General features: G+C 53.9%; 22 protein-coding genes. 17 read left to right on the top strand and 5 right to left on the bottom strand.

Annotation, left to right across the window (positions count from 1 at the left end):
* Positions 1-21 precede the first annotated feature (21 nt).
* Positions 22-1,461, top strand: coding sequence for a glycoside hydrolase family 1 protein (locus tag MTP39_RS02315; protein WP_249241276.1), 1,440 nt, complete (start codon positions 22-24; stop codon positions 1,459-1,461).
* 890 nt (positions 1,462-2,351) lie between these two features.
* Here MTP39_RS02315 and MTP39_RS02310 read toward each other — a convergent pair.
* The 3 genes from MTP39_RS02310 to MTP39_RS13995 form a co-directional block, all read right to left on the bottom strand.
* The gene (locus MTP39_RS02310; protein WP_249241275.1) at positions 2,352-3,278 is read right to left on the bottom strand and encodes an alpha/beta hydrolase; all 927 of its coding nucleotides are present in this window, start codon (positions 3,276-3,278) and stop codon (positions 2,352-2,354) included.
* A 129-nt stretch (positions 3,279-3,407) separates the two neighbouring features.
* Positions 3,408-4,355, bottom strand: a complete 948-nt coding sequence (locus MTP39_RS02305) for an alpha/beta hydrolase (RefSeq protein ID WP_207666231.1) — start codon at positions 4,353-4,355, stop codon at positions 3,408-3,410.
* Entirely contained in the window at positions 4,352-4,486 is a 135-nt protein-coding gene (locus tag MTP39_RS13995) for a hypothetical protein (RefSeq protein ID WP_256468832.1), read from the bottom strand. The genes MTP39_RS02305 and MTP39_RS13995 overlap by 4 nt, the downstream gene beginning before the upstream one ends.
* Before the next feature lie 98 nt (positions 4,487-4,584).
* Here MTP39_RS13995 and MTP39_RS02300 point away from each other — a divergent pair, with 98 nt between their 5' ends.
* Positions 4,585-5,130 (top strand): TetR/AcrR family transcriptional regulator, encoded by a 546-nt coding sequence (locus MTP39_RS02300; RefSeq protein ID WP_133303624.1) that lies wholly within the window; start codon positions 4,585-4,587, stop codon positions 5,128-5,130.
* 49 nt (positions 5,131-5,179) lie between these two features.
* Here MTP39_RS02300 and MTP39_RS02295 read toward each other — a convergent pair whose 3' ends face one another.
* The gene (locus tag MTP39_RS02295) at positions 5,180-5,431 is read right to left on the bottom strand and encodes a DUF6061 family protein (RefSeq protein WP_120019808.1); all 252 of its coding nucleotides are present in this window, start codon (positions 5,429-5,431) and stop codon (positions 5,180-5,182) included.
* 417 nt (positions 5,432-5,848) lie between these two features.
* On the opposite strand from MTP39_RS02295, the gene MTP39_RS02290 reads away from it, so the two are divergent.
* The 15 genes from MTP39_RS02290 (at position 5,849) to MTP39_RS02220 (ending at position 23,562) form a co-directional block, all read left to right on the top strand.
* Positions 5,849-6,763, top strand: a complete 915-nt coding sequence (locus MTP39_RS02290) for a DUF6017 domain-containing protein (RefSeq protein WP_249241274.1) — start codon at positions 5,849-5,851, stop codon at positions 6,761-6,763.
* 100 nt (positions 6,764-6,863) lie between these two features.
* A complete protein-coding gene (locus MTP39_RS02285; RefSeq protein ID WP_249241273.1) occupies positions 6,864-7,334 on the top strand; it encodes a PcfB family protein in 471 nt (156 codons plus the stop codon).
* Positions 7,331-9,139: a VirD4-like conjugal transfer protein, CD1115 family gene (locus MTP39_RS02280; RefSeq protein ID WP_249241272.1), complete on the top strand. Its 1,809-nt coding sequence runs from the start codon at positions 7,331-7,333 to the stop codon at positions 9,137-9,139. Before MTP39_RS02285 ends, MTP39_RS02280 begins: the two co-directional genes overlap by 4 nt.
* Positions 9,140-9,201: 62 nt before the next feature.
* Entirely contained in the window at positions 9,202-9,417 is a 216-nt protein-coding gene (locus tag MTP39_RS02275; protein ID WP_005922889.1) for a Maff2 family mobile element protein, read from the top strand.
* Between the two features lie 103 nt (positions 9,418-9,520).
* Positions 9,521-10,384, top strand: a complete 864-nt coding sequence (locus MTP39_RS02270) for a VirB6/TrbL-like conjugal transfer protein, CD1112 family (protein WP_249241271.1) — start codon at positions 9,521-9,523, stop codon at positions 10,382-10,384.
* Positions 10,385-10,399: 15 nt separating this feature from the next.
* Positions 10,400-10,825 (top strand): PrgI family protein, encoded by a 426-nt coding sequence (locus MTP39_RS02265; protein ID WP_249241270.1) that lies wholly within the window; start codon positions 10,400-10,402, stop codon positions 10,823-10,825.
* Positions 10,752-13,154, top strand: a complete 2,403-nt coding sequence (locus MTP39_RS02260) for a VirB4-like conjugal transfer ATPase, CD1110 family (RefSeq protein WP_249241269.1) — start codon at positions 10,752-10,754, stop codon at positions 13,152-13,154. The genes MTP39_RS02265 and MTP39_RS02260 overlap by 74 nt, the downstream gene beginning before the upstream one ends.
* Positions 13,151-14,047, top strand: coding sequence for a DNA cytosine methyltransferase (locus MTP39_RS02255; RefSeq protein WP_249241268.1), 897 nt, complete (start codon positions 13,151-13,153; stop codon positions 14,045-14,047). Before MTP39_RS02260 ends, MTP39_RS02255 begins: the two co-directional genes overlap by 4 nt.
* Positions 14,044-16,020, top strand: coding sequence for a C40 family peptidase (locus MTP39_RS02250; protein WP_249241267.1), 1,977 nt, complete (start codon positions 14,044-14,046; stop codon positions 16,018-16,020). Before MTP39_RS02255 ends, MTP39_RS02250 begins: the two co-directional genes overlap by 4 nt.
* An 18-nt stretch (positions 16,021-16,038) precedes the next feature.
* Positions 16,039-16,290, top strand: a complete 252-nt coding sequence (locus MTP39_RS02245; protein ID WP_097777297.1) for a DUF4315 family protein — start codon at positions 16,039-16,041, stop codon at positions 16,288-16,290.
* A complete protein-coding gene (locus tag MTP39_RS02240) occupies positions 16,280-17,002 on the top strand; it encodes a DUF4366 domain-containing protein (RefSeq protein ID WP_249241266.1) in 723 nt (240 codons plus the stop codon). The genes MTP39_RS02245 and MTP39_RS02240 overlap by 11 nt, the downstream gene beginning before the upstream one ends.
* Entirely contained in the window at positions 16,999-19,116 is a 2,118-nt protein-coding gene (locus MTP39_RS02235) for a DNA topoisomerase 3 (protein ID WP_249241265.1), read from the top strand. Before MTP39_RS02240 ends, MTP39_RS02235 begins: the two co-directional genes overlap by 4 nt.
* A 99-nt stretch (positions 19,117-19,215) precedes the next feature.
* Positions 19,216-22,410, top strand: a complete 3,195-nt coding sequence (locus MTP39_RS02230) for a YodL domain-containing protein (RefSeq protein ID WP_249241264.1) — start codon at positions 19,216-19,218, stop codon at positions 22,408-22,410.
* 3 nt (positions 22,411-22,413) lie between these two features.
* A complete protein-coding gene (locus MTP39_RS02225) occupies positions 22,414-23,358 on the top strand; it encodes a hypothetical protein (RefSeq protein WP_442899410.1) in 945 nt (314 codons plus the stop codon).
* Positions 23,359-23,361: 3 nt separating this feature from the next.
* On the top strand, positions 23,362-23,562 hold the full coding sequence (locus tag MTP39_RS02220; protein ID WP_249241263.1) for a transposon-transfer assisting family protein: 201 nt from the start codon (positions 23,362-23,364) through the stop codon (positions 23,560-23,562).
* Between the two features lie 116 nt (positions 23,563-23,678).
* Here the strand turns inward: MTP39_RS02220 and MTP39_RS02215 are convergent, their stop codons facing one another.
* Positions 23,679-24,575: a BRO-N domain-containing protein gene (locus MTP39_RS02215; RefSeq protein WP_249241262.1), complete on the bottom strand. Its 897-nt coding sequence runs from the start codon at positions 24,573-24,575 to the stop codon at positions 23,679-23,681.
* Positions 24,576-24,604 lie beyond the last annotated feature (29 nt).

The raw sequence follows: 24,604 nt of genomic DNA, 5'->3' as shown, positions 1-24,604 counted from the left end.
AAAGAATAGGAGAAACAAACCATGAGTGTTTTTCGTGATGATTTCCTGTGGGGCGGCGCCTGTGCCGCCAACCAGTTTGAGGGTGCATGGGACGTGGACGGCAAGGGTGCCAGTGTGCCCGATATGTGCACCAATGGCTCCCATACCAGCCCGAAATGGGTGACCACCAGCATCCGCCCCGACCGGCTGTACCCCAGCCACGAAGCCATTGATTTCTACCACCACTACGAAGAGGACATCGCCCTCTTCGCCGAGATGGGCTTCAAGACCTTCCGCACCTCCATCAACTGGACCCGCATCTTCCCCACCGGCATGGAGACCGAGCCGAACGAGAAGGGGCTGGAATTCTACGACCGCGTGTTTGATTGCTGCAAACAGCACAGCATCGAGCCGCTGGTCACCATCAGTCACTATGAACTGCCCTATGCTCTGGTGGAAAAGTACAACGGCTGGGCGTCCCGGGAGCTGATCGACTTCTACATGAACTACTGCAAGGCGATCTTCGAGCGGTATAAGGATAAAGTCAAATACTGGCTGACCTTCAACGAGATCAACTGCGGCACCATGCCCATGGGTGCGATCCTCGAGACCGGCACGATCAAGGGCTTTGAGGGTCCGGTCAACAAAGTTCCCGACAACAAGCAGGAGCGTTTTCAGGCACTGCATCACCAGTTCGTGGCCAGTGCCAAGGCGGTCAAGTACGCCCACGATAACTATCCCCGGTTCAAGATGGGCTGCATGATCTGCTTTGTCACCACCTACCCGCTGACCTGCGACCCGGCTGACCTCGTGGCCAACCAGAAACAAATGCAGATCATGAACTGGTTCGCCTCGGATATGCATGTCCGCGGCGAGTACCCCTATTATATGAAGCGGTACTTTGCCGAAAACGATATCACCATCCGGCAGGAGCCAGAGGATGCCGCCATCCTGAAAGAGGGCACGGTGGACTTCTACACCTTCAGCTACTATATGTCCAACTGCGTCACCACCCACAAAGATGCCGACAACATCAGCGGCAACATCATGGGCGGCAAGAAGAACCCCTATCTTCAGGCTTCCGACTGGGGCTGGCAGATCGACCCCATCGGCCTGCGCTATACCCTGAACGAGATCTACGACCGCTACCACATCCCCCTGATGGTGGTGGAGAATGGTCTGGGCGCTTATGACGTGAAGGGCGAGGACGGCAAGGTGCACGACAGCTACCGTATCGACTACCTGCGCCAGCACATCGAGCAGATGGCTGAGGCTGTCAAGGACGGTGTAGACCTGATGGGCTATACCCCCTGGGGCTGCATCGATCTGGTTTCGGCTTCAACCGGCGAGATGGCGAAGCGTTACGGGTTCATCTACGTCAATAAGTTTGACGATGGCACCGGCGACCTGAGCCGCGAGAAAAAGGACTCCTTCTACTGGTACAAGAAAGTTATCGCCTCCAACGGCGAAAAATTGGAATGATTGATTTTTCTAGAATTGTGCAACGCCTCCATATAAGCCGCACTTCTTTCACTTTGCCGCAATAGAATTTGTAAAGCTATCTTGGCACATCTTAGAAACCATGATATTTTCTGTCACAAATCCCACTGATTTTGTGGATTGGTTCAAAACCATCCACAAGATGTGGTCGTATTCATTTTGAACACTGCCACAGAAAGTGGTTGGTTATCACCATGAGACCCACCACTTCAGTGAGGAAAAGACCCCGAAAGAATTAACCGCCCCGCAACACACCCGATTCATTTTGCCGCCGATTCACCCGACAAAATCATCGCTGCGCTGCATGGGCGGTATTTTTCTTTTTCACAAATAAAATCTTATGTAGTTGTTCAATCTTCCAAAATTTGTTTTCGGTTGTTGACAGCACAACCTCAAAGCGTTATTCTTGTGCTTGAAAGAAGCAAGACGTAGTGTCCGCACTGCGCCCGGCTTTCTTCATACTGTACCTTGAATCCTTCATAAGCCGTCTGAACGTGATACTGTGCCACGACCTCACACTTTCCGTGAGCGAGCCAGACAACGCCGCTGCACAAACAGGGGCAGGAACTTCGTTCGGAGCAAACGGCGATCAACATACACGAGCAGTGGAACTCTCTACTTATTTTTGCGCCTTAACAATTCGGAAACATTTGTTGAAAATGCGTTTTGAGCGCAGCGGTAGAGGGCAAGAACCGTCCCGTGGCCACAAATTTTCAATTCTTGAAAATCTTGTGCTCCATCGGGACTTCACTTCTCAAACTCTAGCGAGTTTTGATGTGATCTTGTTGGGGCGTGCCTGCCCCAAACCCTGCTTAGAACGGACGAGGAGGAATTGTGTCAAATTGACACAATTCCTCCTCAGCCCATGCGGATCAATCGGTGAAATAACGCTCGGCATATTCCAAAGACTTTTCCAGAAATTCCTGCAGCTTATCCGGATCATTATACATCCCATGGTTAGACTTCGGAAATTCAATATAGTCGTATGGAACGTTGTGCAGAATGTACGCTCCCATCAGATAATATTTTTGGTTCACAGGGACACAATGATCGATTCGACCATAGGCGATCAACGACGGCACAGAATCATCCTTCACGATGCCTGCCGGAGAGATTTTCCGAATCTCCTGTGTATAATCCTCCAATTCCTTTCCGGTCATCATCCTGCAGAAGTCGTGCGCCGATGTGAGTTTGTCCACCTTCATGAGCAGGGGCCACTCGGACGGCTCAAAGTATGTGGGGGCAGCCACTTGGAAAACAAATCTGACCGGGATCGCAGAATTTCCACTATAAGCCAGATTCATCGCCAAGGTCCCGCCTGCGGACACCCCAAACGGAGCCATTCCTGCAATATGATACCCCAGTTCCTCCGTCCTTTGCCGAATTGCCCGAACTGCGTTTTCGATTTCTTTGTTCATCTGATAAATGGACGCATCTTTTCCGTGCATCTGCAAGGTGTAATCCACGGAAGCGGTAATGTACCCCTGTGCAGCATAGTATCTGCACCATGTTTCACCGTCAGCTTTTGAACCGGAATTGAAGCTTCCCCCGTGGATATAGAGGATCAGATTCTGATCCTGCATCCTGTCCAGTCCGGCGGGAATATAAAGGTCGTACCGGTTTCCGTTCTCGTTTTCGTAGTTCTGATCTCTGAAAACCGTGCCGGTCAGATCCTGCCCCAGCGATTTTACCAGTCGTTCCGGTGCACTTCCCAGCAGATAGACCCTTGCCAGTGCAGCAGCAAGAAACACCAGAACAAATATTCCGGTGTACACGATTATTTTTGCTTTCCGTCTCATATGATGTTATCCAATAGCAGCTTTCCGCATATTGCCCCCAAAACGATGGCGGCAATCACGATAATTGCCACGACCAGAAGATCTTTCTTTTGCATGGCAGCCTCCTGAACGGTTATCCTTTACACAAGGTCAGTCCTTCATGTACTTGTCCAGATATTCCACTACGGCATCCAGATACTCCATATAGACCTTATTGTCGTTTTGCAACCCATGGCCGGAATGCTTCGCTACGAAATACCGGTAATCTACTCCGTTCTTTTCCAGTGCGGCGACCAACGGTTTAGATGCGGCAAAGGGCTGCATCTTGTCGTGTGCGCCGTAGCAGAGGACAGAGGGCACCGTATCCTTTGTGACCCAGCGGTCAGCAGAGATCGGTTTGACTGCGTCCAGATAGGCACCGGATGTGATATCTTCCGGGGTCAGCGCCTGACCGGACATTACACTGAACAGTCCTGCGGCGGCCTCCGGGCTTTGGTCGAGACCGAAGATACCCCAATCCTCCACATGAAAGCTGCCGGGGCCGACTGCTTCAAATACCATTTTGACCGGAAGCGGCGAGGTGTCGGCATCCCGGTAGGCATAGATCAGCGCAAGACATCCACCTGCGCTGCCGCCGGAAATAGCCATCCGGTCAAGTTTATACCCCAGTTTTTCGGCTGCTGCAACCACAGAGGGCATGGCGGCTTTGATCTCCTCCGACTGGCTGTATACGCTGGCATCCGGGTTTTCTTCCGTAAACAATGTGTAGTTGATTCCTGCCGCCACATAGCCTTTGCTGCACAGCCATTTCAGCATCTCGGCGTCACCGGCTTTGTCTCCGCCGGTAAATCCACCGGCGTGAAGATAGACCACAAGACCGTATGCATCCTGACTTTTGTCAGCCGGTACATAAAGATCAAACTTGTTGGCGGCACCCTCTCCATAAGGCAAATCGGTGTATGCCTTGCCGATCGTTTCATCCCAACGGGTGTTGTATTTGCCGTGGGTCGGGTCGCTGTTTATTTTGAGTAAAGCAGAGCCGACAAAAGCCGCAAGAAACGCAGCAGTATAGAGCAATCCCCATTTCAGTGTTTTCACAGAATATTCCCTCCAAACAGCGTGCCGCCCAGCAGCAGATTCAGCCCAGCGCGAACAGCCAGCCGCCCTAAGACTGCTCCGAAAATGATGACGATGAACAAAATCAACAATCGCTTTTTCGTCAAATTCATTGTGAACTCCTTTCTTCTTGACTTTTCGATGGGACGAGTGTATCATCAAAACAGTGCTGAGTCAATCGTCTCAGCCAAAATGAGACAAAGAAGGGCGTTTGTATCATCCCATGAAGAACATGAACAATCAGGAAAAGAACACCTATGTGCGGCAGCACATTCTGTCTGCGCTGCTGGAATTGATGCACACACAGGACTTTGCGTCCATCAGCATTCAGGCGCTGGTGGATGCTGCCGGTGTTGGGCGGGCATCTTTTTACCGTAATTTCGCAAGCAAAGAGGACGTATTACAGCAGGAGTCTGTGCGTCTGACCAATGAATGGAAGACAAATTTTGACCATGAGCATCCTGATGGCACACCGGGTCAGGATAATCTATGGCTCGTCAGTTTGCTGGATTTTTACAAGGACCATGCTGAATTTTACCTTGCATTGTACCATGCAGGGCTTTCCAATATCATGCTGGAAACGATCCTCGGCTATTTTGACCGTTCGCCGGAGATTCCCAACGGGTTGGCTTATCTGAATTCTGCCATCGGTTATATGCTATATGGCTGGGTACATGAGTGGATGAATCGTGGAATGCAGGAATCCGGCACGGAGATTGCCCGGATGTTTGCAGAAGCACAGAAAAAACAGGCATAAAAGAACAGGGCGCATCCCATAAAAAGAGATACGCCCTGTTTTGCTATTCTTAATCTTCTAAGCCATGGCTCTCGGTTACGTTTTTCAAATATTCCTTCGGATTGCCGTTCAAAATCAAATCGGCATAGCCCAGTGGGTCATTGTAGATGAGGTAGTCTAACTCTGACCTCTGGGCCATGGTCACGTCCAACGCATCCTCGACCCCGGTGCAGTCAATGGAAATTTTGCGCCCATCCCGGAGCAGTAGTTCCACACAGCCGGTGTCCATGTTGAAATGGCAAGCTCTTGCATCGTACTTCATGTTTATGTCCTTTCCGCCTTACGGCACCTTTACAGTTGTGACCTTTGTGACGCGGTCTTTTTTCTGATAAGGTTTCGGACACACAGCCGTCAGGGAAGAGCCCTTGTTTTCGTTTCCGAAGAAAACAAAAAATCCGAACCCTTCTCCTATCGAGAAAAGGTTCGGATTTTCATTGTTTGGTGCGAGTAGTGATACAGAACTTTTCAAAAACCATCGTAGTACAATTTGTTTTTGAGGCCATCGGATAGCAACTTGCTTGTATCGCACCCCCGATGGGCAGCTGTATTGAAAAAACAGTTGCCTTTTATATACCACACAACCTAAAAATTATCAAGTACGCGCAGCGTTCACTTCTCCCATCACCGGGAGCAAATGGACGCTGCTTTTTTGTTTACAACGAAAGGAGGCATCCGTGAAATGGCAGTTTTTCGGGTAGAAAAGAACAGCGGCTACACGGTCATGTCAAACCACCACCTGCGGAACCGGGCCTTGTCCCTGAAAGCCAAGGGCTTACTCTCCCAAATGCTCTCCCTGCCGGAAGATTGGGACTACACCCTGCAAGGGCTGGCCCGTATCAACCGGGAAAGCATCGACGCGATACGGCAGGCTATCCGGGAACTGGAACAGGCAGGCTACATCCAGCGTTCCAGAGAACGGGATGAGAAAGGGCGGCTGCGCGGTGCAGACTATGTGATCTTTGAGCTGCCGCAGCCCATTCCTGCATCGGTTTCACCTACATTGGAAAATCCAACGTTGGAGAAGCCCACGCAGGAAAACCCTACGTTGGAAAATCCAATGCAATTAAATAAAGATAAACTAATTACAGAAAAACAAAAGAAAGAGGGATTAAATACCGATTCCATTCCGATCCATTCCCCAAACCCCTTGCCTTTGGACGAGGACGAGGCAGCGGCACCGCCGCCGGAACGGACAGGAAGCCGAAAGGAAGCGGCCTATCAAATCTACCGGGACCTGATTTTGGAGAACATCGAGTATGACACCCTCATCCAGAATCCCCGGATAGACCGGGAGCAACTGGACGAGATCGTGGACATCCTGCTGGAAACCGTCTGCACCAACCGCAAGTCCATCCGGGTGGCCGGGGACGATTACCCGGCAGAGTTGGTCAAGGCCAAGTTCCTGAAACTGGACAGCCATCACATCGAGTTCGTCATGGACTGCCTGCGGGACAACACCACCAAAGTCCGCAACATCAAGCAATACCTGCGGGCCATGCTTTTTAACGCGCCCAGCACCATCAACAGCTACTATGCGTCCCTTGTGGCGCACGATATGGCGCAGCCTGATTGGGGCCGCCCGCCCAACAACTGACCGAAAGGAGCGTCCACCCATGAGAACCCTTTACCTGCGGCGGCTGGTGGTTCCACCTTAGCTACCGCTTTTCCGACTACCTGCCAAGGAGGATTGCTGAATGCAGGAAGAAGTCACCCAGAAAACCATTGCCCTGTCCATGAAAACGGGCAAGCTCACCGCCCAAGCCCTGCAAGCTGCGTTGAAAAAATACTTGCAGCACCGGGCCAAGGGACCAAAGCTGCATCACGGCAAGCAAAGCCTGAAACAGCTGAAAGCCCACGGCGCGTCCCTGACCAACATTGAAGTCACGGAGGCGAACATCGGGGCATTCAAACCCTGCGCCAAGAAGTACGGCGTGGACTTTACCTTGCGCAAGGACAAGACCACCCAGCCGCCCCACTACATCGTGATCTTCAAGACCAAGGATGCGGACAATCTGGAACAGGCGTTCCGGGAGTTCACGGCCAAAACGCTCACCAAGGAGCAGCGGCCCTCTATCCGCAAGGTGCTGGCAACAGCCAATCAGAAAGCCGTCCAGCAGCCGAAACGTGCGAAGGAAAAAATCAAGCAAAGGGGGCTGGAACGATGAAGCCTGAACTGAAAAAGCTGCTGTTGCTGAATCTGCCGTATCTGCTGTTCGTGTACCTGTTCGCCAAATGCGGGCAGGCGTACCGTCTGGCGGCGGGCGCGGATGCTTCGGCAAAGCTACTCCACCTGACGGGCGGCATCTCCGCCGCCTTTGCAAACCCGCTACCCAGCCTGCATCCGTTTGACCTGTGCGTGGGCGTTGCCGGGGCGGTGGCTGTCCGGCTCATCGTGTACAGCAAAGGCAAGAACGCCAAGAAATACCGCAAGGGTGAAGAATACGGCTCTGCCCGATGGGGCACCGCCAAAGATATTGCCCCGTACATCGACCCCAAGTTTGAAAACAACATCCTGCTGACCCAGACCGAACGCCTGACCATGACCGGGCGTCCCAAAGACCCCAAGACGGCCCGGAACAAGAACGTGCTGGTGATCGGCGGCTCCGGCAGCGGCAAGACCCGCTTCTATGTGAAGCCCAACCTCATGCAATGTTTCCCCACTTCCGACTATCCCACCTCATTCGTAGTCACAGACCCGAAAGGCACACTGGTTCTCGAAACAGGCCAAATGTTCCAGCGGGCGGGCTACCGGGTGAAAATCCTGAACACGATAAACTTTTCCAAGTCCATGAAGTACAACCCCTTTGTCTATATCCACTCGGAAAAAGACGTGCTGAAGCTGGTGAATACCCTTATCGCCAACACCAAGGGCGAGGGTGAAAAATCAGCAGAAGATTTTTGGGTGAAGTCGGAACGGCTGTTCTACACCGCGCTTATCGGCTACATCTGGTATGAGGCCCCGGCAGAAGAAATGAACTTCACCACCCTGCTGGAAATGATAAACGCCAGTGAAGCCCGTGAAGATGACCCGGAGTTTCAAAGCCCGGTGGACCTCATGTTTGAACGGCTGGAACAGAAAGACCCGGACCACTTCGCCGTCCGGCAGTACAAAAAGTTTTTGCTGTCGGCGGGCAAGACCCGTTCCTCCATCCTGATAAGCTGCGGTGCCCGTTTAGCCCCATTTGACATCCGGGAAGTGCGGGAACTGATGGAGGATGATGAAATGGAGCTGGACACCATCGGGGATGAAAAGACGGTATTGTTCCTGATTATGAGCGACACGGACACCACTTTCAACTTCATTCTCGCCATGCTCCAAAGCCAGCTTATCAATCTGCTGTGTGACCGTGCGGATGACAAATACGGCGGTCGGCTGCCTGTCCATGTGCGGCTGGTTCTGGACGAGTTCGCCAACATCGGGCGGATACCCAACTTCGACAAGCTGATCGCCACCATCCGCAGCCGGGAAATCTCGGCATCCATCATTTTGCAGAGCCAGTCGCAGCTGAAAGCCATCTACAAAGATGCCGCCGAAATCATTTCAGACAACTGCGATTCTGTTCTCTTTTTGAGTGGGCGGGGCAAAAATGCCAAAGAGATCTCCGATGCGCTGGGGAAAGAGACCATCGACAGTTTCAACACCAGCGAGAACCGGGGTTCTCAAACCTCCCACGGACTGAACTATCAAAAATTAGGAAAGGCGTTGATGTCAGAGGACGAAATCGCAATCATGGACGGCGGCAGGTGCATTTTGCAGCTGCGGGGCGTGAGGCCGTTCTTCTCGGAGAAGTTCGACATTACAAAGCACCCGCACTACAAGTACCTTGCGGACGCGGACAAAAAGAATACCTTTGAGGTGGACAGGTTCTTATCCACCCTGCGCCGGAAACGGCAGCAGGTAGTCGCACAGGACGAAAGTTTTGACCTGTACGAAATCGACCTGTCGGATGAAGATGCAGCCGCCGAATGAGGCGGCATTTTTTGAAAAAATTTTTGAGTGCCGCAGAACAAGCGGCAGAAAGTGAGGACCTTATGGAATTTTTCAACAGCGCAGTTGATACTTTGCAGACGATTGTGGTCGGTCTGGGCGGTGCCCTGTGTGTCTGGGGTGGCATCAACCTGTTGGAGGGCTATGGACAGGATAACCCCGGCAGCAAGAGCCAGGGCGTGAAGCAGCTGGTCGCGGGCGGCGGCGTTGCCCTGATCGGCGTGACCCTTGTCCCGCTGCTGTCCGGGCTGCTGGGCTAAGTCCTGCATCGCCACCCACAATTTTCCGAACAACGAACACTTAAAATCCTACTCCGCGCTCTCCCAGAAAAGTGGGAGGGCGCTGGAAAGGAGGTATCTTTGCTTGATTAGTGAGATCATCGAGAAATGGATAAAAAGCATTTTGATAGATGGCATCACGGGCAACCTCTCCGGCCTGTTCGATAACGTGAACGCTAAGGTGGGCGAAATCGCTTCGGATGTCGGCTCTACCCCGCAGGCGTGGAACAGCGGCATTTTCAATATGCTGCGTAGTCTTTCCGAAACGGTGGTGCTGCCCATTGCAGCGGCCATCCTTGCTCTTGTGATGTGCCATGAGCTTATCCAGATGATTACCGAAAAGAACAATATGCACGACTTTGACACCTCCATGTTCTTCCGCTGGATTTTCAAGTCTGCCTTTGCCATCCTCATTGTCAGCAACACATGGAATATCGTCATGGGCGTGTTCGATGCCACCCAGAGCGTTGTCAACCAAAGCTCCGGCGTTATCATCGGCGAAACATCCATCCACTTTGACCGCCTGATACCCGGACTGGAATTTCAGCTGGAAAGCATGACCATTGGCAGTCTGCTCAGCCTGTGGTTCCAGACCCTTGTGGTGGGTCTGACCATGAACATCCTGTCTATCTGTATTTTCCTTGTGACCTACGGCCGCATGATCGAGATTTATGTTGTGACCGCACTGGGGCCTATCCCGCTGGCGACCATGGGCAGCAGCGAGTGGCGCAGCACCGGGCAGAACTACTTGAAGTCTTTGCTGGCACTGGGTTTCCAAGCGTTCCTGATTATGATTGTCGTGGGCATTTACGCGGTGCTGATACGCAACATTTCGGGCGCGGCGGACATTGCCGGGGCCATCTGGGGCTGTATGGGCTATACCGTTCTGCTCTGCTTCTGTCTGTTCAAGACCGGCAGCATCAGCAAGTCGGTGTTCGGTGCCCATTGAGAAAGGAGCGTTTGAATGGCGTATGTGACCGTTCCCAAAGATTTGACCCATGTAAAATCCAAAGTCTTATTCGGACTGACCAAGCGGCAGCTGGTCTGCTTCGGCGGTGCGCTCCTTACGGGCGGGCCGCTTTATTTTTTGGCCCGGAACTTTCTTTCCAACAGTGCGGCGGCCCTGCTGATGATTTTTGCCATGCTGCCGGGGCTGCTGTTCGCCCTGTTCGAGCGGCATGGCCAGCCCCTTGAAGTAGTGATTCAGCAAATGATTCAGTGCTGCTTTATCTGTCCCAAGGAAAGGCCCTATCAAACCAACAATGCTTACGCCGCCCTTGTGCGGCAATACCAAATGGAACAGGAGGTAAAGGCCATTGTCCAGAAAAACGATACCCCGCGAAACCGAAAAGCCCAAAAAGCTCACCCGCACCCAGAAAAAAGAAATTGATGCTGTTATCCGCAAGTACAAGGGGGATGGCAAGCCCCGCACGGCACAGGCCACCATCCCGTATGAGGCCATCTACCCGGACGGTGTGTGCCGCATTGACCGGCGCACATTCTCCAAGTGCATTGCCTTTGAGGACATCAGTTATCAGCTGGCCCAGCCGGAAACAAGAACTGCCATCTTTGAACACCTGTGCGACCTCTACAACTATGTGGATGCTTCCATCCATGTGCAGCTTTCGTTTTTGAATCGCAAAGTTGACCCGGTGCAGTACGCAAAAAGTTTTGAGATCGCACCGCAGGGGGATGATTTTGACGACATCCGCGCCGAGTACACCGCCATCCTGCAAAAGCAGCTTGCCAGCGGAAACAACGGCATTGTCAAAACCAAGTACCTGACCTTCACCATCGAGGCAGACAATCTAAAAACCGCACGGGCGCGGCTGACCCGCATTGGTCTTGACCTGCTGGGCTATTTCAAGACCATGGGCTGCGTGGCGCACGTCATGGACGGACAGGCGCGTTTGGAGGTGCTGCACGGCATCTTCCACCCGGACGGGGAACCGTTCCGCTTTGACTGGGACTGGCTGGCGCCCTCCGGCCTGTCCACTAAGGATTTTGTGGCCCCGTCCTCCCTCTGCTTCGGCACGGCCAAGACTTTTGGACTGGGCGGCAAATATGGAGCTGTGAGCTTTTTACAAATCCTTGCGCCGGAACTTTCGGATGAAATGCTGGCCGATTTTCTCAAAACGGAAAGCGGCATTCTCGTCAATCTCCATGTGCAGGCCATCGACCAGACCGAGGCCATCAAAACCATCAAACGGAAAATCACAGACCTTGATGCTATGAAGATTCAGGAACAGAAAAAGGCTGTCCGTTCCGGGTACGACATGGATATACTGCCCAGCGACCTTGCCACCTACGGCGAGGATGCCAAAAAGCTGCTGAACAAATTGCAGACCCGGAACGAACGGCTTTTCATGCTGACTTTTTTAGTGCTGAATGTGGCCGACACCAAGCAAAAGCTGGGCAACGATGTGTTCCAAGCCGCAGGTGTGGCCCAGAAGTATAACTGCTCGCTTGTCCGGCTGGACTACCAGCAGGAGCAGGGCCTTGTGTCCAGCCTGCCGCTGGGCATCAACCAGATAAAGATTCAGCGCAGCCTTACCACCTCCAACGTGGCGGTGTTTGTGCCCTTTGTAACGCAGGAGCTTTTTCAGAGCGGTGCGGCCATGTACTACGGCATCAACGCAAAATCCCACAACATGATCATGCTGGACCGCAAGCAGGCCCGGTGTCCCAACGGCTTGAAGCTGGGCACGCCCGGCAGCGGCAAATCCATGAGCTGCAAGTCCGAAATCGTCAGTGTGTTTTTAACGACTGCTGACGATATTTTCATTTCAGACCCAGAGGCCGAGTATTATCCGCTGGTCAAGCGGCTGCATGGGCAGGTCATCAAACTTTCGCCCACCAGCAAGGACTATGTGAATCCTCTGGACATCAACCTGAATTATTCCGAAGATGACAGCCCGCTGGCCTTGAAGTCGGATTTTGTGCTGTCGTTCTGTGAGCTGGTCATGGGCGGCAAAACAGGTCTGGAAGCGATTGAACGCACCGTGATAGACCGTGCCGTGAAAGCTATCTACCGCCCCTATCTGGCGAATCCCTGCCCGGAAAATATGCCGATTTTGTCTGACCTCCACCAAGCCCTGCTCGACCAGCACTTGCCGGAAGCGGACCGGGTAGCGCAGGCATTGGACTTGTATGTGTCCGGCTCGCTGAATGTGTTTAATCACAAAACGAATGTGGACATCCATAATCGGCTTGTGGCCTTTGACATCAAAGAACTGGGCAAGCAGTTAAAAAAACTGGGGATGCTCATTATCCAAGACCAGATATGGGGCCGCGTTACCCAGAACCGCAGCCAAGGCCGGGCCACATGGTATTTTGCGGACGAGTTCCACTTGCTCTTGAAAGAGGAACAGACCGCCGCATACAGTGCCGAGATTTGGAAACGCTTCCGCAAATGGGGCGGCGTGCCCACAGGCGCCACCCAGAATGTGAAGGACCTTCTTTCTTCCCCGGAGATCGAGAACATTCTGGAAAACAGCGACTTCATCACGCTGCTGAATCAGGCATCCGGCGACCGCAAAATCCTTTCGGAACGGCTGAACCTCTCCGCAGACCAGCAGAAGTACATCGACAATTCGGAACCGGGCGAAGGACTGCTGATTTTTGAGAACGTGGTGTTGCCGTTCTCAAACCCCATCCCGAAAAACACCCAGCTCTATAAGATCATGACCACCCGGCTTAGCGAGGTGGTGGAGCTATGAGCCTAACACATTTCAGCTTGTTTTCCGGCATCGGCGGCATCGACCTTGCCGCAGAAGCAGCGGGTTTCACCTCTGTCTGTCAATGCGAGTGGGCGGCCTTCCCCGCCGCTGTGCTGGCAAGCCACTGGCCGGAGGTGCCCCGATTTCAGGACATCACCACCGTAACAAAGGAGGCTTTCTTTGAAAAAACAGGACTTCGCACCGTCACCCTCATTTCAGGTGGCTTCCCGTGCCAGCCGTTCTCCACCGCAGGGCGGCAGCGCGGCTTCCACGATGAACGCTACCTGTGGCCCGAAATGCTGCGGGTCATCCGGGAATTGCAGCCCCGTTGGGTGCTTGGAGAAAATGTTGCTGGCTTCCTCCGTATGGGGCTCGACAAAACGCTCATTGACTTGGAGCAGGCAGGTTACGATGTTCGGGTTTTCGTATTACCTGCTGCTGCCGTTGGCGCGTGGCACGAACGGAAACGGGTATTCATCATCGGCTCCGCTGCTTCCCACCCCCCTTGCCAGCGACACCGGGGATGTGGGCAAGGGGCTGGACATCCAAATCTCTGCGAACGGCAGCTACCGCAAGATGAACAAGGACGGCAAGGCGTGGACGGCGCGGCTTTCCCATGTGGTCTACCGCATGACCCCCACCACGCTGGAAAAGCCCTATCTCAACCCGGACTGGGTAGAGTGGCTGATGGGTTTCCCGCGCAAATGGACGGACATTTTCTTTGGGCCAAAGAGCCCTCCGACATCCCGCGTCTGACCGAAGAGGTGCCGAACCGCAGCAAGCGGATGAAAACACTGGGCAATGCAGTTTCGCCGCCGCAGGTGTTCCCGATTCTAAAATACATTGCGGACATTGAAACGGGCCGCTGTCCGATGGGAGGTGAAGAACCTTGAAAGAATTGCAGGCAAAAGCCAAAGTCACCCAGACCATGACCCGTGACGGTCTGGTGGTAGAAAATCAGGCGGACGGCACTGTGGAGAACGTTTCCAGCCGGGAGGCGGAACAGGATTATTCCACGGATTCCGAGGGCAAGACCGAAAAAATACTGGAACGCACCGAGGACGTAAAGGACAAGCACAAGGCAAAGAAAAAAGCCAAACAAGCTGCGGAAACCGCCGAGAGTGAAGATGGTCTGCACCGTTCCGCCGCCCGTCTGGAACTGACCGAAGAAGAACGGGCAGACCCGGCGTTGCAGCCGTACATCCAAAAGGCGGAAGCGAAAGCCGACAAGCTGGATGCGGCCCGCGCTGCTTTGCCGAAAAAACGTGTCCCGGTCAAGGAAAAAATCTACGATGCCGCCAGCGGCAAGGCGAAATCCACCCTGCGTTTTGAGCAGCAGGACAAAGGCCCGCCCAGCCTGAAACCAAACCCGGCCAGCCGCCCGCTATCAGAAGCGTTGCTGTTCGCTCACGGAAAAATCCATGAAGTCGAACACGAAAATGTGGGTGTGGAGGGTGGCCACAAGGGTGAAGAACTGGTGGAGCATCAGACCGCCAAGGTCATCCGCAGCGGCATCCGGCACCACAAGATGAAGCCCTACAAGGCCGTGGAAAAGGCAGAGCGTCAGCTCATGTCTGCCAATGCAGAATACTTTTACCAAAAATCCTTGCGGGACAATCCGCAGCTTGCGCAGTCCGCCAGCAACCCCATTTCCCGGATGTGGCAGAAACAGCGTATAAAGCAGCAGTATGCCAAAGCTGCACGGCAGGCCGGCCAAGCCGCCGCGCAGGGTGCGGCCACCACCGCAGAGAACGGTTTCCGGGTAACGAAGCTGGCGGCCGAGGGCGGCGAACGGGTAGCCGAATTTGCGGCCCGGAACTGGAAAACCATTCTGATCGTGGCGGTGTTCGGTCTGCTGGCTCTGCTCTTGATAACGGGTTTGCAGTCCTGCACCGTGATGGCGGGCACCGCTGGAACCGGCGTGACGGCATCCTCTTACTTTTCCAAGGATAAGGATATGCTGGGTGCCGAGAAAGCCTACGCCAAGCTGGAACAAAAGTTACAACGGTATCTGGACACCTACGAGGCCACCCACAACTATGACGAGTACCATTTTTATCTGGACGAAATCGAGCATGACCCCTATGTGTTGATCTCGATTTTGTCCGCGCTGCATGACGGTGTGTTCACGCTGGCCGAGGTGCAGGGTGAACTTGAAATGCTGTTTGAAAAGCAATACATTCTGACCGAGACCGTGACCATGCAGATACGTTACCGCACAAAAATGATGGTCATTATTGGCCCGTATGGTGTGCCGCAGGTTATCACCTACCAAGAGCCGTATGAATACTACATCTGTACGGTCAAGCTGAAGAACAAAGATTTATCTCACCTGCCCGTGGAAGTGCTGACCGAAGAACAACTCAGTGCTTATTCGCTCTATATGCGCACGCTGGGCAACCGGCCGGATTTGTTCGGGCAGGCACAGTACCCCAATGCGTCCACCATCAAGCAGCCCACCTACTACGATATTCCCCCGGAAGCACTAAAGGATGATAGGTTTGCCGCCATGATGGAGGAAGCCACGAAGTACATCGGCTACCCGTATGTGTGGGGCGGCAGTTCGCCCAGCACCAGCTTTGATTGCAGCGGCTACATTTCGTGGGTGCTGAATCACTCCGGCTGGAACGTGGGCCGCAAGAACGCACAGGGGCTTTATAACCTCTGCACTCCTGTTTCGGCGGCGCAGGTCAAACCGGGCGACCTTGTGTTTTTCAAGGGAACCTACGATACCCCCGGCGTGAGCCATTGCGGCATCTATGTGGGCAATTCCATCATGCTGCACTGTGGCGACCCCATCTCCTACACGAACCTCAACTCAAAATATTGGCAGGAACATTTTTATAGCTACGGGCGTTTACCGTGACGCCAGAAAGGATTTTGTATGGCAAAAAGACTTTCCCGCATTGAGCGCGATATTGAACGGCTCAAAGAAAAAATCAGCGAATACCAGCAGCAGTTGAAAGAACTGGAAGCTGCAAAGACCGAACAGGAAAATTTGCAGATCATTCAGCTGGTGCGCAGCATGAACATGAAACCGGACGAGTTTGCGGCTTTTCTGCGCAGCGGTGCGCTGAACGCCGCTCCTACCGTCACCCCGTACCACAAACAGGAGGATGCCGCCGATGAAACCTGATTGGAACTACCGTTTTGCTGCTGGATTGCTGGCTATCCTGCTCTGCCTCTGCTCGTTCTCCATGCCCGCTTTTGCAAGCGGCACTGACCCTGCCCCGGAACCTCTGCCGGAAATTACCGAGGAAGAACCAACTACGGGCGGCATGGAGCCGGAGGGTGTGCCCATCACGCCCAAGGGCAATGCAACACTGGTGGATGATTTCTATGGCGACAAGCAGCTTATCACTGTGACCACCAAGGCCGGGAATTATTTTTACATTCTGATCGACCGCGCCAATGAGGACAAAGAAACATCCGTTCACTTCCTGAACCAAGTGGACGATGCCGACTTGCTGGCCCTGCTGGATGAAGAGCCGCAGGCCGCCGAGGTCTGCACCTGCACGGTGAAATGTGAGGCAGGAAACGTGAACGAAAACTGCCCCTTGTGTGAAAAGAGTCTGCGCAACTGCACGGCCCCGGAAGCTGTGAAAACCGACACCGAAACGCCGCAGGAAAAGCCGAAATCCAACATGGGCAGTCTGATGATTCTGCTGGCGCTGGCTCTGGCGGGCGGTGGCGCGGCACTCTATTATTTCAAGTTCCGCAAGCCCAAGGCCGATACCACCGGGCACGATGATCTGGACGAATACGATTTTGGCGAGGACGAGGATGCAGACGAGGAACCGGCTGAAATCGAGATTCATTCGGAGAACGGACAGGAGGACGAAACATGAGCGTTCAGCTGGTGATTGCCGAAAAGCCCAGTGTTGCCCGCAGCATTGCCACCGTGATCGGGGCCGATGAAAAGCAAAACGGCTACTGGCAGGGCGACGGGTATCTTGTCAGCTGGTGCATCGGGCATCTGGTGTCCTTTGCGGAAGCGGGCCAGTACGATGAAAAATACTGCAAGTGGAAGTATGAAGATTTGCCCATCCTGCCCCAGCCGTGGCAGTTCATTGTCCCGGACGAAAAGAAACAGCAGTTTGAAATTGTGCGCTCTCTGCTCAACCGCCCGGATGTGGACAGTGTGACCGCCGCAACCGACGCAGGCCGGGAGGGAGAACTGATCTTCCGCTTTGTCTACCAAATGGCCGGCTGCACGAAACCCGTAAAGCGGCTCTGGATTTCCAGCATGGAGGATGCCGCCATCCGGGAGGGCTTTGCAAACCTGTGCCCGGATTCGGATTATGATGCGCTGTACCAATCGGCCCTCTGCCGTGCAAAAGCAGATTGGCTGGTGGGCATCAATGCAACGCGGCTGTTTTCGGTGCTGTACCACAAGACTCTGACCGTGGGCCGCGTACAGACACCGACATTGAAAATGCTGGTGGACCGGGATGCAAAAATCCTGCGCTTCCAGAAAGAAAAGTATTATACGGTCGGCATCCATTCCGGCAGCCTGAAAGCAGACAGTGGGCGCATTGCGGATGCAGAAACCGCAAATTCTCTCAAAGAAAAATGCACAGGCACAACTACCGTTTGTACTTCTGTCAAACGGGAGAAAAAGACAGAACAGCCGCCCAAGCTCTATGACCTGACCACCTTGCAGCGGGAGGCAAACCGTCTGTTCGGTTTCACGGCCAAGCAGACCCTTGATTACGCCCAGCAGCTTTACGAAAAGAAACTGCTGACTTATCCCCGCACAGACAGCCAATATCTGACCGAGGACATGGGCCAGACAGCACAACATCTTGTGTCTGATCTGCTGGGGCTGCTGCCCTTTGCCCAAGGGCTTGCACTTACCCCGGATGTAGACCGTGTGCTGAACAGCAAAAAGGTAGCGGACCATCATGCCATCCTTCCCACGGCCGAATTTGTAAAACAGGGCTTCACCGGCCTTGCCGAGAGTGAATGCAAGCTGCTGAACCTTGTCTGCTCCAAGCTGCTCTGCGCGATAGCCGCGCCCCATGAGTACGAAACTGTGACTGCTGTGTTCTCCTGCGCCGGGAACGAGTTCACCGCCAAGGGAAAAACGGTGCTTATTCTCGGCTGGAAAGAGATCGACCAGCAGTTCCGCTCCACCCTGAAATCAGATACCGAGGAAGAAGTGCTGAACACCCTGCCGGAACTGGCCGAGGGACAGAGTTTTTCCGTGACGGCTAACGTTTCGGAACACTTCACGTCCCCGCCGAAAGCCTACACCGAAGATACGCTCCTGTCAGCAATGGAGCGGGCCGGGGCCGAAGATATGCCGGAGGACAAGGTGAATTGCTCCGCAGGAGCAAGAGAGGGTGGCCTGGGCCATGCAGAACGCAAGGGGCTGGGCACACCCGCCACCCGTGCCGCGATTCTGGAAAAACTGGTGCAAATGGGCTTTGTGCAGCGCAAGGGCAAGCAACTTGTTCCCACCAAGGACGGCGTCAATCTGGCGGTGGTTCTGCCGGAAAGCCTGACCTCTCCCTCTCTGACCGCCGAATGGGAGAATCGTCTGACCGAGATTGCCAAGGGCAATGCAGACCCGGACGAGTTCATGGCCGAAATTGAGGCGCAGGTGCGCCAGCTGGTCAAGACCTATTCTTGTATCAGTGCAGATAAGCAAAACCTGTTCCAGTCGGAACGGGTTATTATCGGCAAGTGTCCCCGGTGCAGTGAAAACGTCTATGAGGGCAAGAAAAACTTCTACTGCGGGAATCGTAGCTGTCAGTTCGTGATGTGGAAGAATGACCGCTTCTTTGAGCAGCGCAAAAAGGCGTTCACACCGAAGATCGCCGCTGCTCTGCTCAAAAACGGTAAGGCAAAGGTCAAGGGCCTCTATTCCGGAAAGACAGGCAAAACCTATGATGCAACGGTGCTTCTGGCAGATACGGGAGGCAAGTACGTCAATTACCGGGTAGAGCGCAAAGAGTAAGGCAAAAATACGAGGGCCGGTTATGGTAAGGTGAAGCATTTCATTTTGCCATAACCGGCTCTCTCTATCCGTAGGATAGCAAAAAAGGAGTGTGACCAAATGAGCGAATTATTTTCCATCCAGCTGCAAAATCGGCAGCAGCAAGGCAGGGATGGCGTCTGGCTGGACCTGCCTACCACAACCGAACAGGTACAAGCAGCCCTGCGGCAAATCGACATTTCGTCCGATAATCCGCAGGGCCTTTTCATTTCCGGCTATTTTGCCGAGGAAGAAAAGCGTTTTGCCATCCCCTACAACATGGTGCTGGCATCCAATGTGGACGAGCTGAACTTTCTTGCCGCACGGCTGGAAACGCTTTCTGCCGGGGAACGCGCAGAGCTGAACGCCGCTTTGCAAGCCCCGCAGAGTGAGCTTTTCAGCATCGGGAGAATCACCGACTTTCCCGAAAACGTGGACTACTATGTGCATCTGCCGGATGTGCACGGGCCTGCCCAACTGGGCGACTACTATCTGAACCGTTCCGGCATGGTGGATATGCCGGACGAATGGAAAGGCGGCATCGACACGGCGCAGTTCGGCCGGTATGTGGCCCAGCAGGAGCAGGGCGTGTTTACCGAGTATGGCTACCTTGTCAAAAGCGGGGATGCGTGGCAGAAAGTCCACGAGGGCCAGCCTGTGCCGGAGGAATACCGGGTGCTGTCCTTTCCTGCGCCGGAAGTTTTGCGAGATTCGGCCAACATCCCGCCGCCTGTTCAGCCTGAAACAGAACCGCAGAAAGTTATTCCCATTATCCTGAACGGAAAGGACAGCGCGGAACGCATGAAAGAAATCACGGACCGGCTGGAAACAGGGATTCAGCAGTTGTTCGACAGCGACCGTTACAAAGTCTATCTCACCACGATGGCGAAATTCCACAATTACAGCTTCAACAACACCTTGCTGATCGCCATGCAGGGCGGGCAACTGGTGGCGGGCTTCAACAAGTGGAAGGACACGTTCCACCGCACCGTGAAGAAAGGCGAAAAAGGTATCAAAATCCTTGCCCCTGCGCCGTATAAGGTGAAGCAGAAGATGGAAAAGCTGGACGAACAGGGCAAGCCGATTCTGGACAAGGACGGCAAGCCGCTGACCGAAGAAAAAACGGTACAGATTCCGGCCTTTAAGGTGGTGTCCGTGTTCGATGTCAGCCAGACTGAGGGTGAACCACTGCCGTCCATTGCTGTGGATGAACTGTCCGGCAGCGTGCAGGACTACCAAGATTTTTTCAAGGCATTGGAGCAGACATCCCCGGTGCCCATCGGGTTTGAGGACATCGAGGGCGGCGCGCATGGGTACTTTCATCTGCTCGACAACCGCATTGCCATCCAAGAGGGCATGAGCCAGTTACAGACCATCAAGACAGCCATCCATGAGATCGCCCATGCAAAGCTGCACACCATCGACCCGAACACCCCGGAACAGAGCAACCGCCCGGACAGCCGCACCCGCGAGGTGCAGGCCGAAAGCGTTGCCTATGCCGTCTGCCAGCACTACGGGCTGGACACGTCCGAGTATTCCTTTGGCTATGTGGCCGGGTGGAGTTCCGGCCGGGAACTGGCCGAACTGAAAGCCTCTCTGGAAGTTATCCGCAGCACAGCCCATGAGCTGATCTCTGCGCTGGACGAACATCTGGCAGAACTGCGCCAGCAGCGGGAAGCAGACCTTTCTGCTGCACAGGAGACTGCATTTGTGCTGGACAGTGGCAACACCCTGTTCATCCAGACCTGCGATTCTGGCTATGACTACACTCTGTATGGCCCGGACCACACGGCTCTGGACGGAGGCCAGCTGGACGCGCCCGGTCTGACCCTGCCGGATGCCGGGCAGGAAGCGCTTAATCTGCTGGGGCAGACAGCCCCGGTGTCGGAAGTCCTGTTGGGCGATAAGCTAGCGGCATTCCAAGAGGCCGCAGAAAAGGCCAACGAAATTCCAGAACCTGTTAAAATTCCAGACCCCGCCGCAGAGCCCACGGTTACGATTTTGTGGAGTGAAAGCGACAAGCTGCAGGACAGCGAAACCATGCCGCTGTCCGTAGCGAATCGTGTTTTTGAAGAACTGGACGCCGCCCAGCACACTGACCGGGAAAAGGACGGCTACACGGGCGGCTGGTACGACAAAACAGCCTTCCGCATTGACTTTACTATGAACGGCCAGCCGGATAACTACGAGGGGCGGCAGGATTTTGGTGACGGAGAGGGTCCTTTGATTCAGCATATCCAGAACTACCACGAATACTACGCCAAGGACGAGAACTGGAAAAATTTTGTTCTGCACAACAAAGGCCCGGAAGCGTGGGAACAAGACAAGGCAGAGCGGGAAATGGTGCTGACCGAGTTTATCCCGTACCTCAAACAACATTGCAATCTTTCGGCTATGGAGCAGACCGCCGCCACCGCTTTGCAGGAGGGGCAGAACATTTCGCCGGAACAGGCTGCCTATTACAACACTGTTGTGGCCTATGTGCAGGACTGCCGCCCGCTGCTTAACCAAGGCCAGTATAACTTGCCGGAACCGCCCAAGCTGGCCGACTTCGACCAGAGCTTGCAGGATTACAAGGCGCAGGTGCAGGCCGAGATCGCGCAGGAAGCGGCGACTGCCGGAATGACCGTAGAGGAATACGCAGCGGCAGGTTTTGAGGTACCACAGCAGGACAGCTTTTCCATCTACCAGCTGCGCAATGAGGATTCCACCCGTGATTACCGTTTTGAACCCTACGACCGCCTGCAGGCTGCCGGTTTGACCGTGGACAAGGCCAACTATACGGAAGTATACGCCGCGCCGCTGACTGCTGGCACCACGTTGGAGGACATCTACCGCACATTCAATGTGGACTATCCGGCAGATTTCAAGGGACACTCACTGTCTGTTTCGGATGTGGTGGTGCTGCACCAGAATGGGCAGGACACCGCCCATTACTGCGACAGTGTTGGCTTCCAGCAGGTGCCGGAGTTTTTGCGGGAAAATCCGCTGCGCACCGCAGAACTTTCCAGCGAACAAAACGAAAATATGATTGATGGCGTGCTGAACAATGCGCCCTCTCTGGGCGAGTTGGAGGCCAAAGCAAAGGCCGGGGAACAAATTTCTTTGACAGACCTTGCCGCCGCAGTCAAAGCCGAGGAAAAGGCGCCGAAAGCAAAAAAATCCCGAACGGCCAAATCGAAAAAGCCGTCCATCCGGGCACAGCTGGATGCCGCAAAAAAGGAGCAGAGCAAGCAAACACCGCCACGGGAAAAGGCAAAGGAATTGGAGGTGTAAACCGTGCAGAAGTTTGAAAATGTGGACGTGATCGCTGCGCTGGAAGCCATTATGCACCAGAACACCGCATACTATCAGAGCGATTTTGCCTTTGACATCAAGATGCTGCGGGAAGCAGCCCGCAGCGACCAGCCGGAAGATAAGCTGTTGTTGTGGCTGTCCCGGCCCTCTGGAACATTCTGCTTCCGGGAACGGGACGTGCTGCTCAAAGACACGCAAGCCTACAACACATGGAAATTCTGCGGCGAACAGACCCATGACAGGATTCTTGCCTATGCGGTGGAGCTGACCGGCGCGGCCAACGGAACTGTGCAAGGCAATCTGTATGAACTGGACTATCAGCAGCATTTCCAGCATATCCGGGATGCCGCTCTGCTTGTGGGTGCCAATCGCCTGATCTACGAAAGTGGGATGCGGGAAATTGGCCTCAAAGAGCATTTCGACAGCCGATCGGACAAATATTTTGGAGAGTTCGTGCGGTATGAAATGCAGCCCCGTGACCCGGAACTTCTGCAAGCGGCCATCCGGCAGGAGCAGCGCAGTCGGGAATCTGCACAGCCCGGTGATTTCAAAGAACACCTTGCGGCATTGCACACCGGGCTGATCGAGGCCGAGGCCCAGCGCATTGTAACCGATATGAAGCGGCTGGCTGCTCCCAACAGCCCGGACAAGAATCATTTTATGGTAGAGGTATCGCCCTATTTCACCAAGCTGGCATCCAGCCGGGACACGGACCAGCTACTTGCCATGTTGCCGTACAAGTCCCTGCACCTGTCCAGCGTGAAAGACCGTTTTGGCATCTACGCGCTGGTTGGCAAAAACGAAAACCGGGACAAGGGCATCTGCAAGCCCCGCACTTCCGTCCGCAAGCAGCTTTCCGAAACAAAACAGGCCGCCAGCTCGAAAAAGGCAGCGGCCCGCAGCAAGCAACACGAAATGGAGGTCTGACGCATGAATTTCAGCGTAGAAGAAGAAAATTTGATTTGTATGTACCACACTTCTGACCGCCGTCGAACGATGGCGCGGATGCTCGCCGCCCTGCCGGACATGGACACGGAAATGCGGCGGCTGGTGAACGGGACCATTGCCAAGTTGGAGCGCATGACCGATGCTGACTTTGACGGACAGAGGTTTGATTTCACGGGTGAGTGATACCGCCAGCTTGACAACCACACATTATTTTCAATCAAAGTAATGTGTCATTGTCAACACAGAAATAGCCGGACACGGTGGCCTTGGGGTTGCTGTGTCCGGCTATTTTTCATGTATCAGTCTTTATCTTTTTTCTCGGTGGGATTTTCCGGCAGTTCGGCGGCATCTTCTACAATGTCGGTCACAAGCTGCTGGAAGTCAAACGCATTCTTTTCTGTGATAACAGGCTTGCCGGTTTCCGCTTCAAGAGCCTGCCGCGCAATGCCGGCCACCTTGCCGCCGCGTTTGGCAACCTGCTTGTTTTCTGCAAAGGTCTGTGGCTTTGCAGTTTTGGAAATATCCGTGGTGGAGGCTTCCGCCAGCATGGTCAGCACAAGTTCCAAATCAGTCATATTGTCCCGGAGATTTTCTTTCGTCAGACCTTTCAGCCGCTTGTACTGCCCTGTGGTCATGCCAGACCATGCGCGGGAGATTTCATCGGTCAGGATAGCATACTCCTTGCCCTTTTGTACTCCGCGCTTCTTCCATTCATCCGTCAGTTCGTTGCGGATGCGGATTGCCAAAAGTCGCTGGTGAATCCATTCTTCGGAGTAGCCTTTTTTCAAATAGGTATCAAGTGCGCGGTCGATGGCCTGTTCCGGGTCGATGGTTTCCTCGATGCGTTCCTTGCCTACCATTGCCAGCCATGCCTTGAACGGCTCAGCTTTCGGAGATGGGATTGACTGGATGATACGCAAAAGTTGTTCTGTACTGGCAACATCCGTCAGTCTTTTCTTTCCATCCGGGGACAGCAATTTCAACTGTACGATTTTTTCGTACACTTCAACTGCACCCTCAATTTTCAGCTTACGTTTCAGGTCGCTCCAATATCGCCGCGGATTAGCAGTATCTGTTAAAACGGAGATAACATCAATAATCGAAAAATACCATTCTTCCTTTTCTGCATCCCATGCAGTACGGATTTTCTGATCTTCAAAAAGCTGGATGGAGCTGTTATCGTTCACTTCTGCCATAGAGGGTTCCTCGCTTTCGTTGTCTAAGT

Origin of the sequence: Faecalibacterium sp. I3-3-33, from assembly GCF_023347295.1 — a bacterium.
Lineage (GTDB): Bacteria > Bacillota > Clostridia > Oscillospirales > Ruminococcaceae > Faecalibacterium.
The sequence above is the reverse complement of the archived record's forward strand: the minus strand, read 5'-3'. Positions and strand labels throughout refer to the sequence as shown.

Coding starts and splice junctions, on each gene's coding strand:
- MTP39_RS02315 (WP_249241276.1), top strand. CDS start 22: ATGAGTGTTTTTCGTGATGATTTCCTGTGGGGCGGCGCCTGTGCCGCC.
- MTP39_RS02310 (WP_249241275.1), bottom strand. CDS start 3,278: ATGAGACGGAAAGCAAAAATAATCGTGTACACCGGAATATTTGTTCTG.
- MTP39_RS13995 (WP_256468832.1), bottom strand. CDS start 4,486: ATGAATTTGACGAAAAAGCGATTGTTGATTTTGTTCATCGTCATCATT.
- MTP39_RS02295 (WP_120019808.1), bottom strand. CDS start 5,431: ATGAAGTACGATGCAAGAGCTTGCCATTTCAACATGGACACCGGCTGT.
- MTP39_RS02290 (WP_249241274.1), top strand. CDS start 5,849: ATGGCAGTTTTTCGGGTAGAAAAGAACAGCGGCTACACGGTCATGTCA.
- MTP39_RS02285 (WP_249241273.1), top strand. CDS start 6,864: ATGCAGGAAGAAGTCACCCAGAAAACCATTGCCCTGTCCATGAAAACG.
- MTP39_RS02280 (WP_249241272.1), top strand. CDS start 7,331: ATGAAGCCTGAACTGAAAAAGCTGCTGTTGCTGAATCTGCCGTATCTG.
- MTP39_RS02275 (WP_005922889.1), top strand. CDS start 9,202: ATGGAATTTTTCAACAGCGCAGTTGATACTTTGCAGACGATTGTGGTC.
- MTP39_RS02265 (WP_249241270.1), top strand. CDS start 10,400: ATGGCGTATGTGACCGTTCCCAAAGATTTGACCCATGTAAAATCCAAA.
- MTP39_RS02255 (WP_249241268.1), top strand. CDS start 13,151: ATGAGCCTAACACATTTCAGCTTGTTTTCCGGCATCGGCGGCATCGAC.
- MTP39_RS02245 (WP_097777297.1), top strand. CDS start 16,039: ATGGCAAAAAGACTTTCCCGCATTGAGCGCGATATTGAACGGCTCAAA.
- MTP39_RS02240 (WP_249241266.1), top strand. CDS start 16,280: ATGAAACCTGATTGGAACTACCGTTTTGCTGCTGGATTGCTGGCTATC.
- MTP39_RS02235 (WP_249241265.1), top strand. CDS start 16,999: ATGAGCGTTCAGCTGGTGATTGCCGAAAAGCCCAGTGTTGCCCGCAGC.
- MTP39_RS02230 (WP_249241264.1), top strand. CDS start 19,216: ATGAGCGAATTATTTTCCATCCAGCTGCAAAATCGGCAGCAGCAAGGC.
- MTP39_RS02220 (WP_249241263.1), top strand. CDS start 23,362: ATGAATTTCAGCGTAGAAGAAGAAAATTTGATTTGTATGTACCACACT.
- MTP39_RS02215 (WP_249241262.1), bottom strand. CDS start 24,575: ATGGCAGAAGTGAACGATAACAGCTCCATCCAGCTTTTTGAAGATCAG.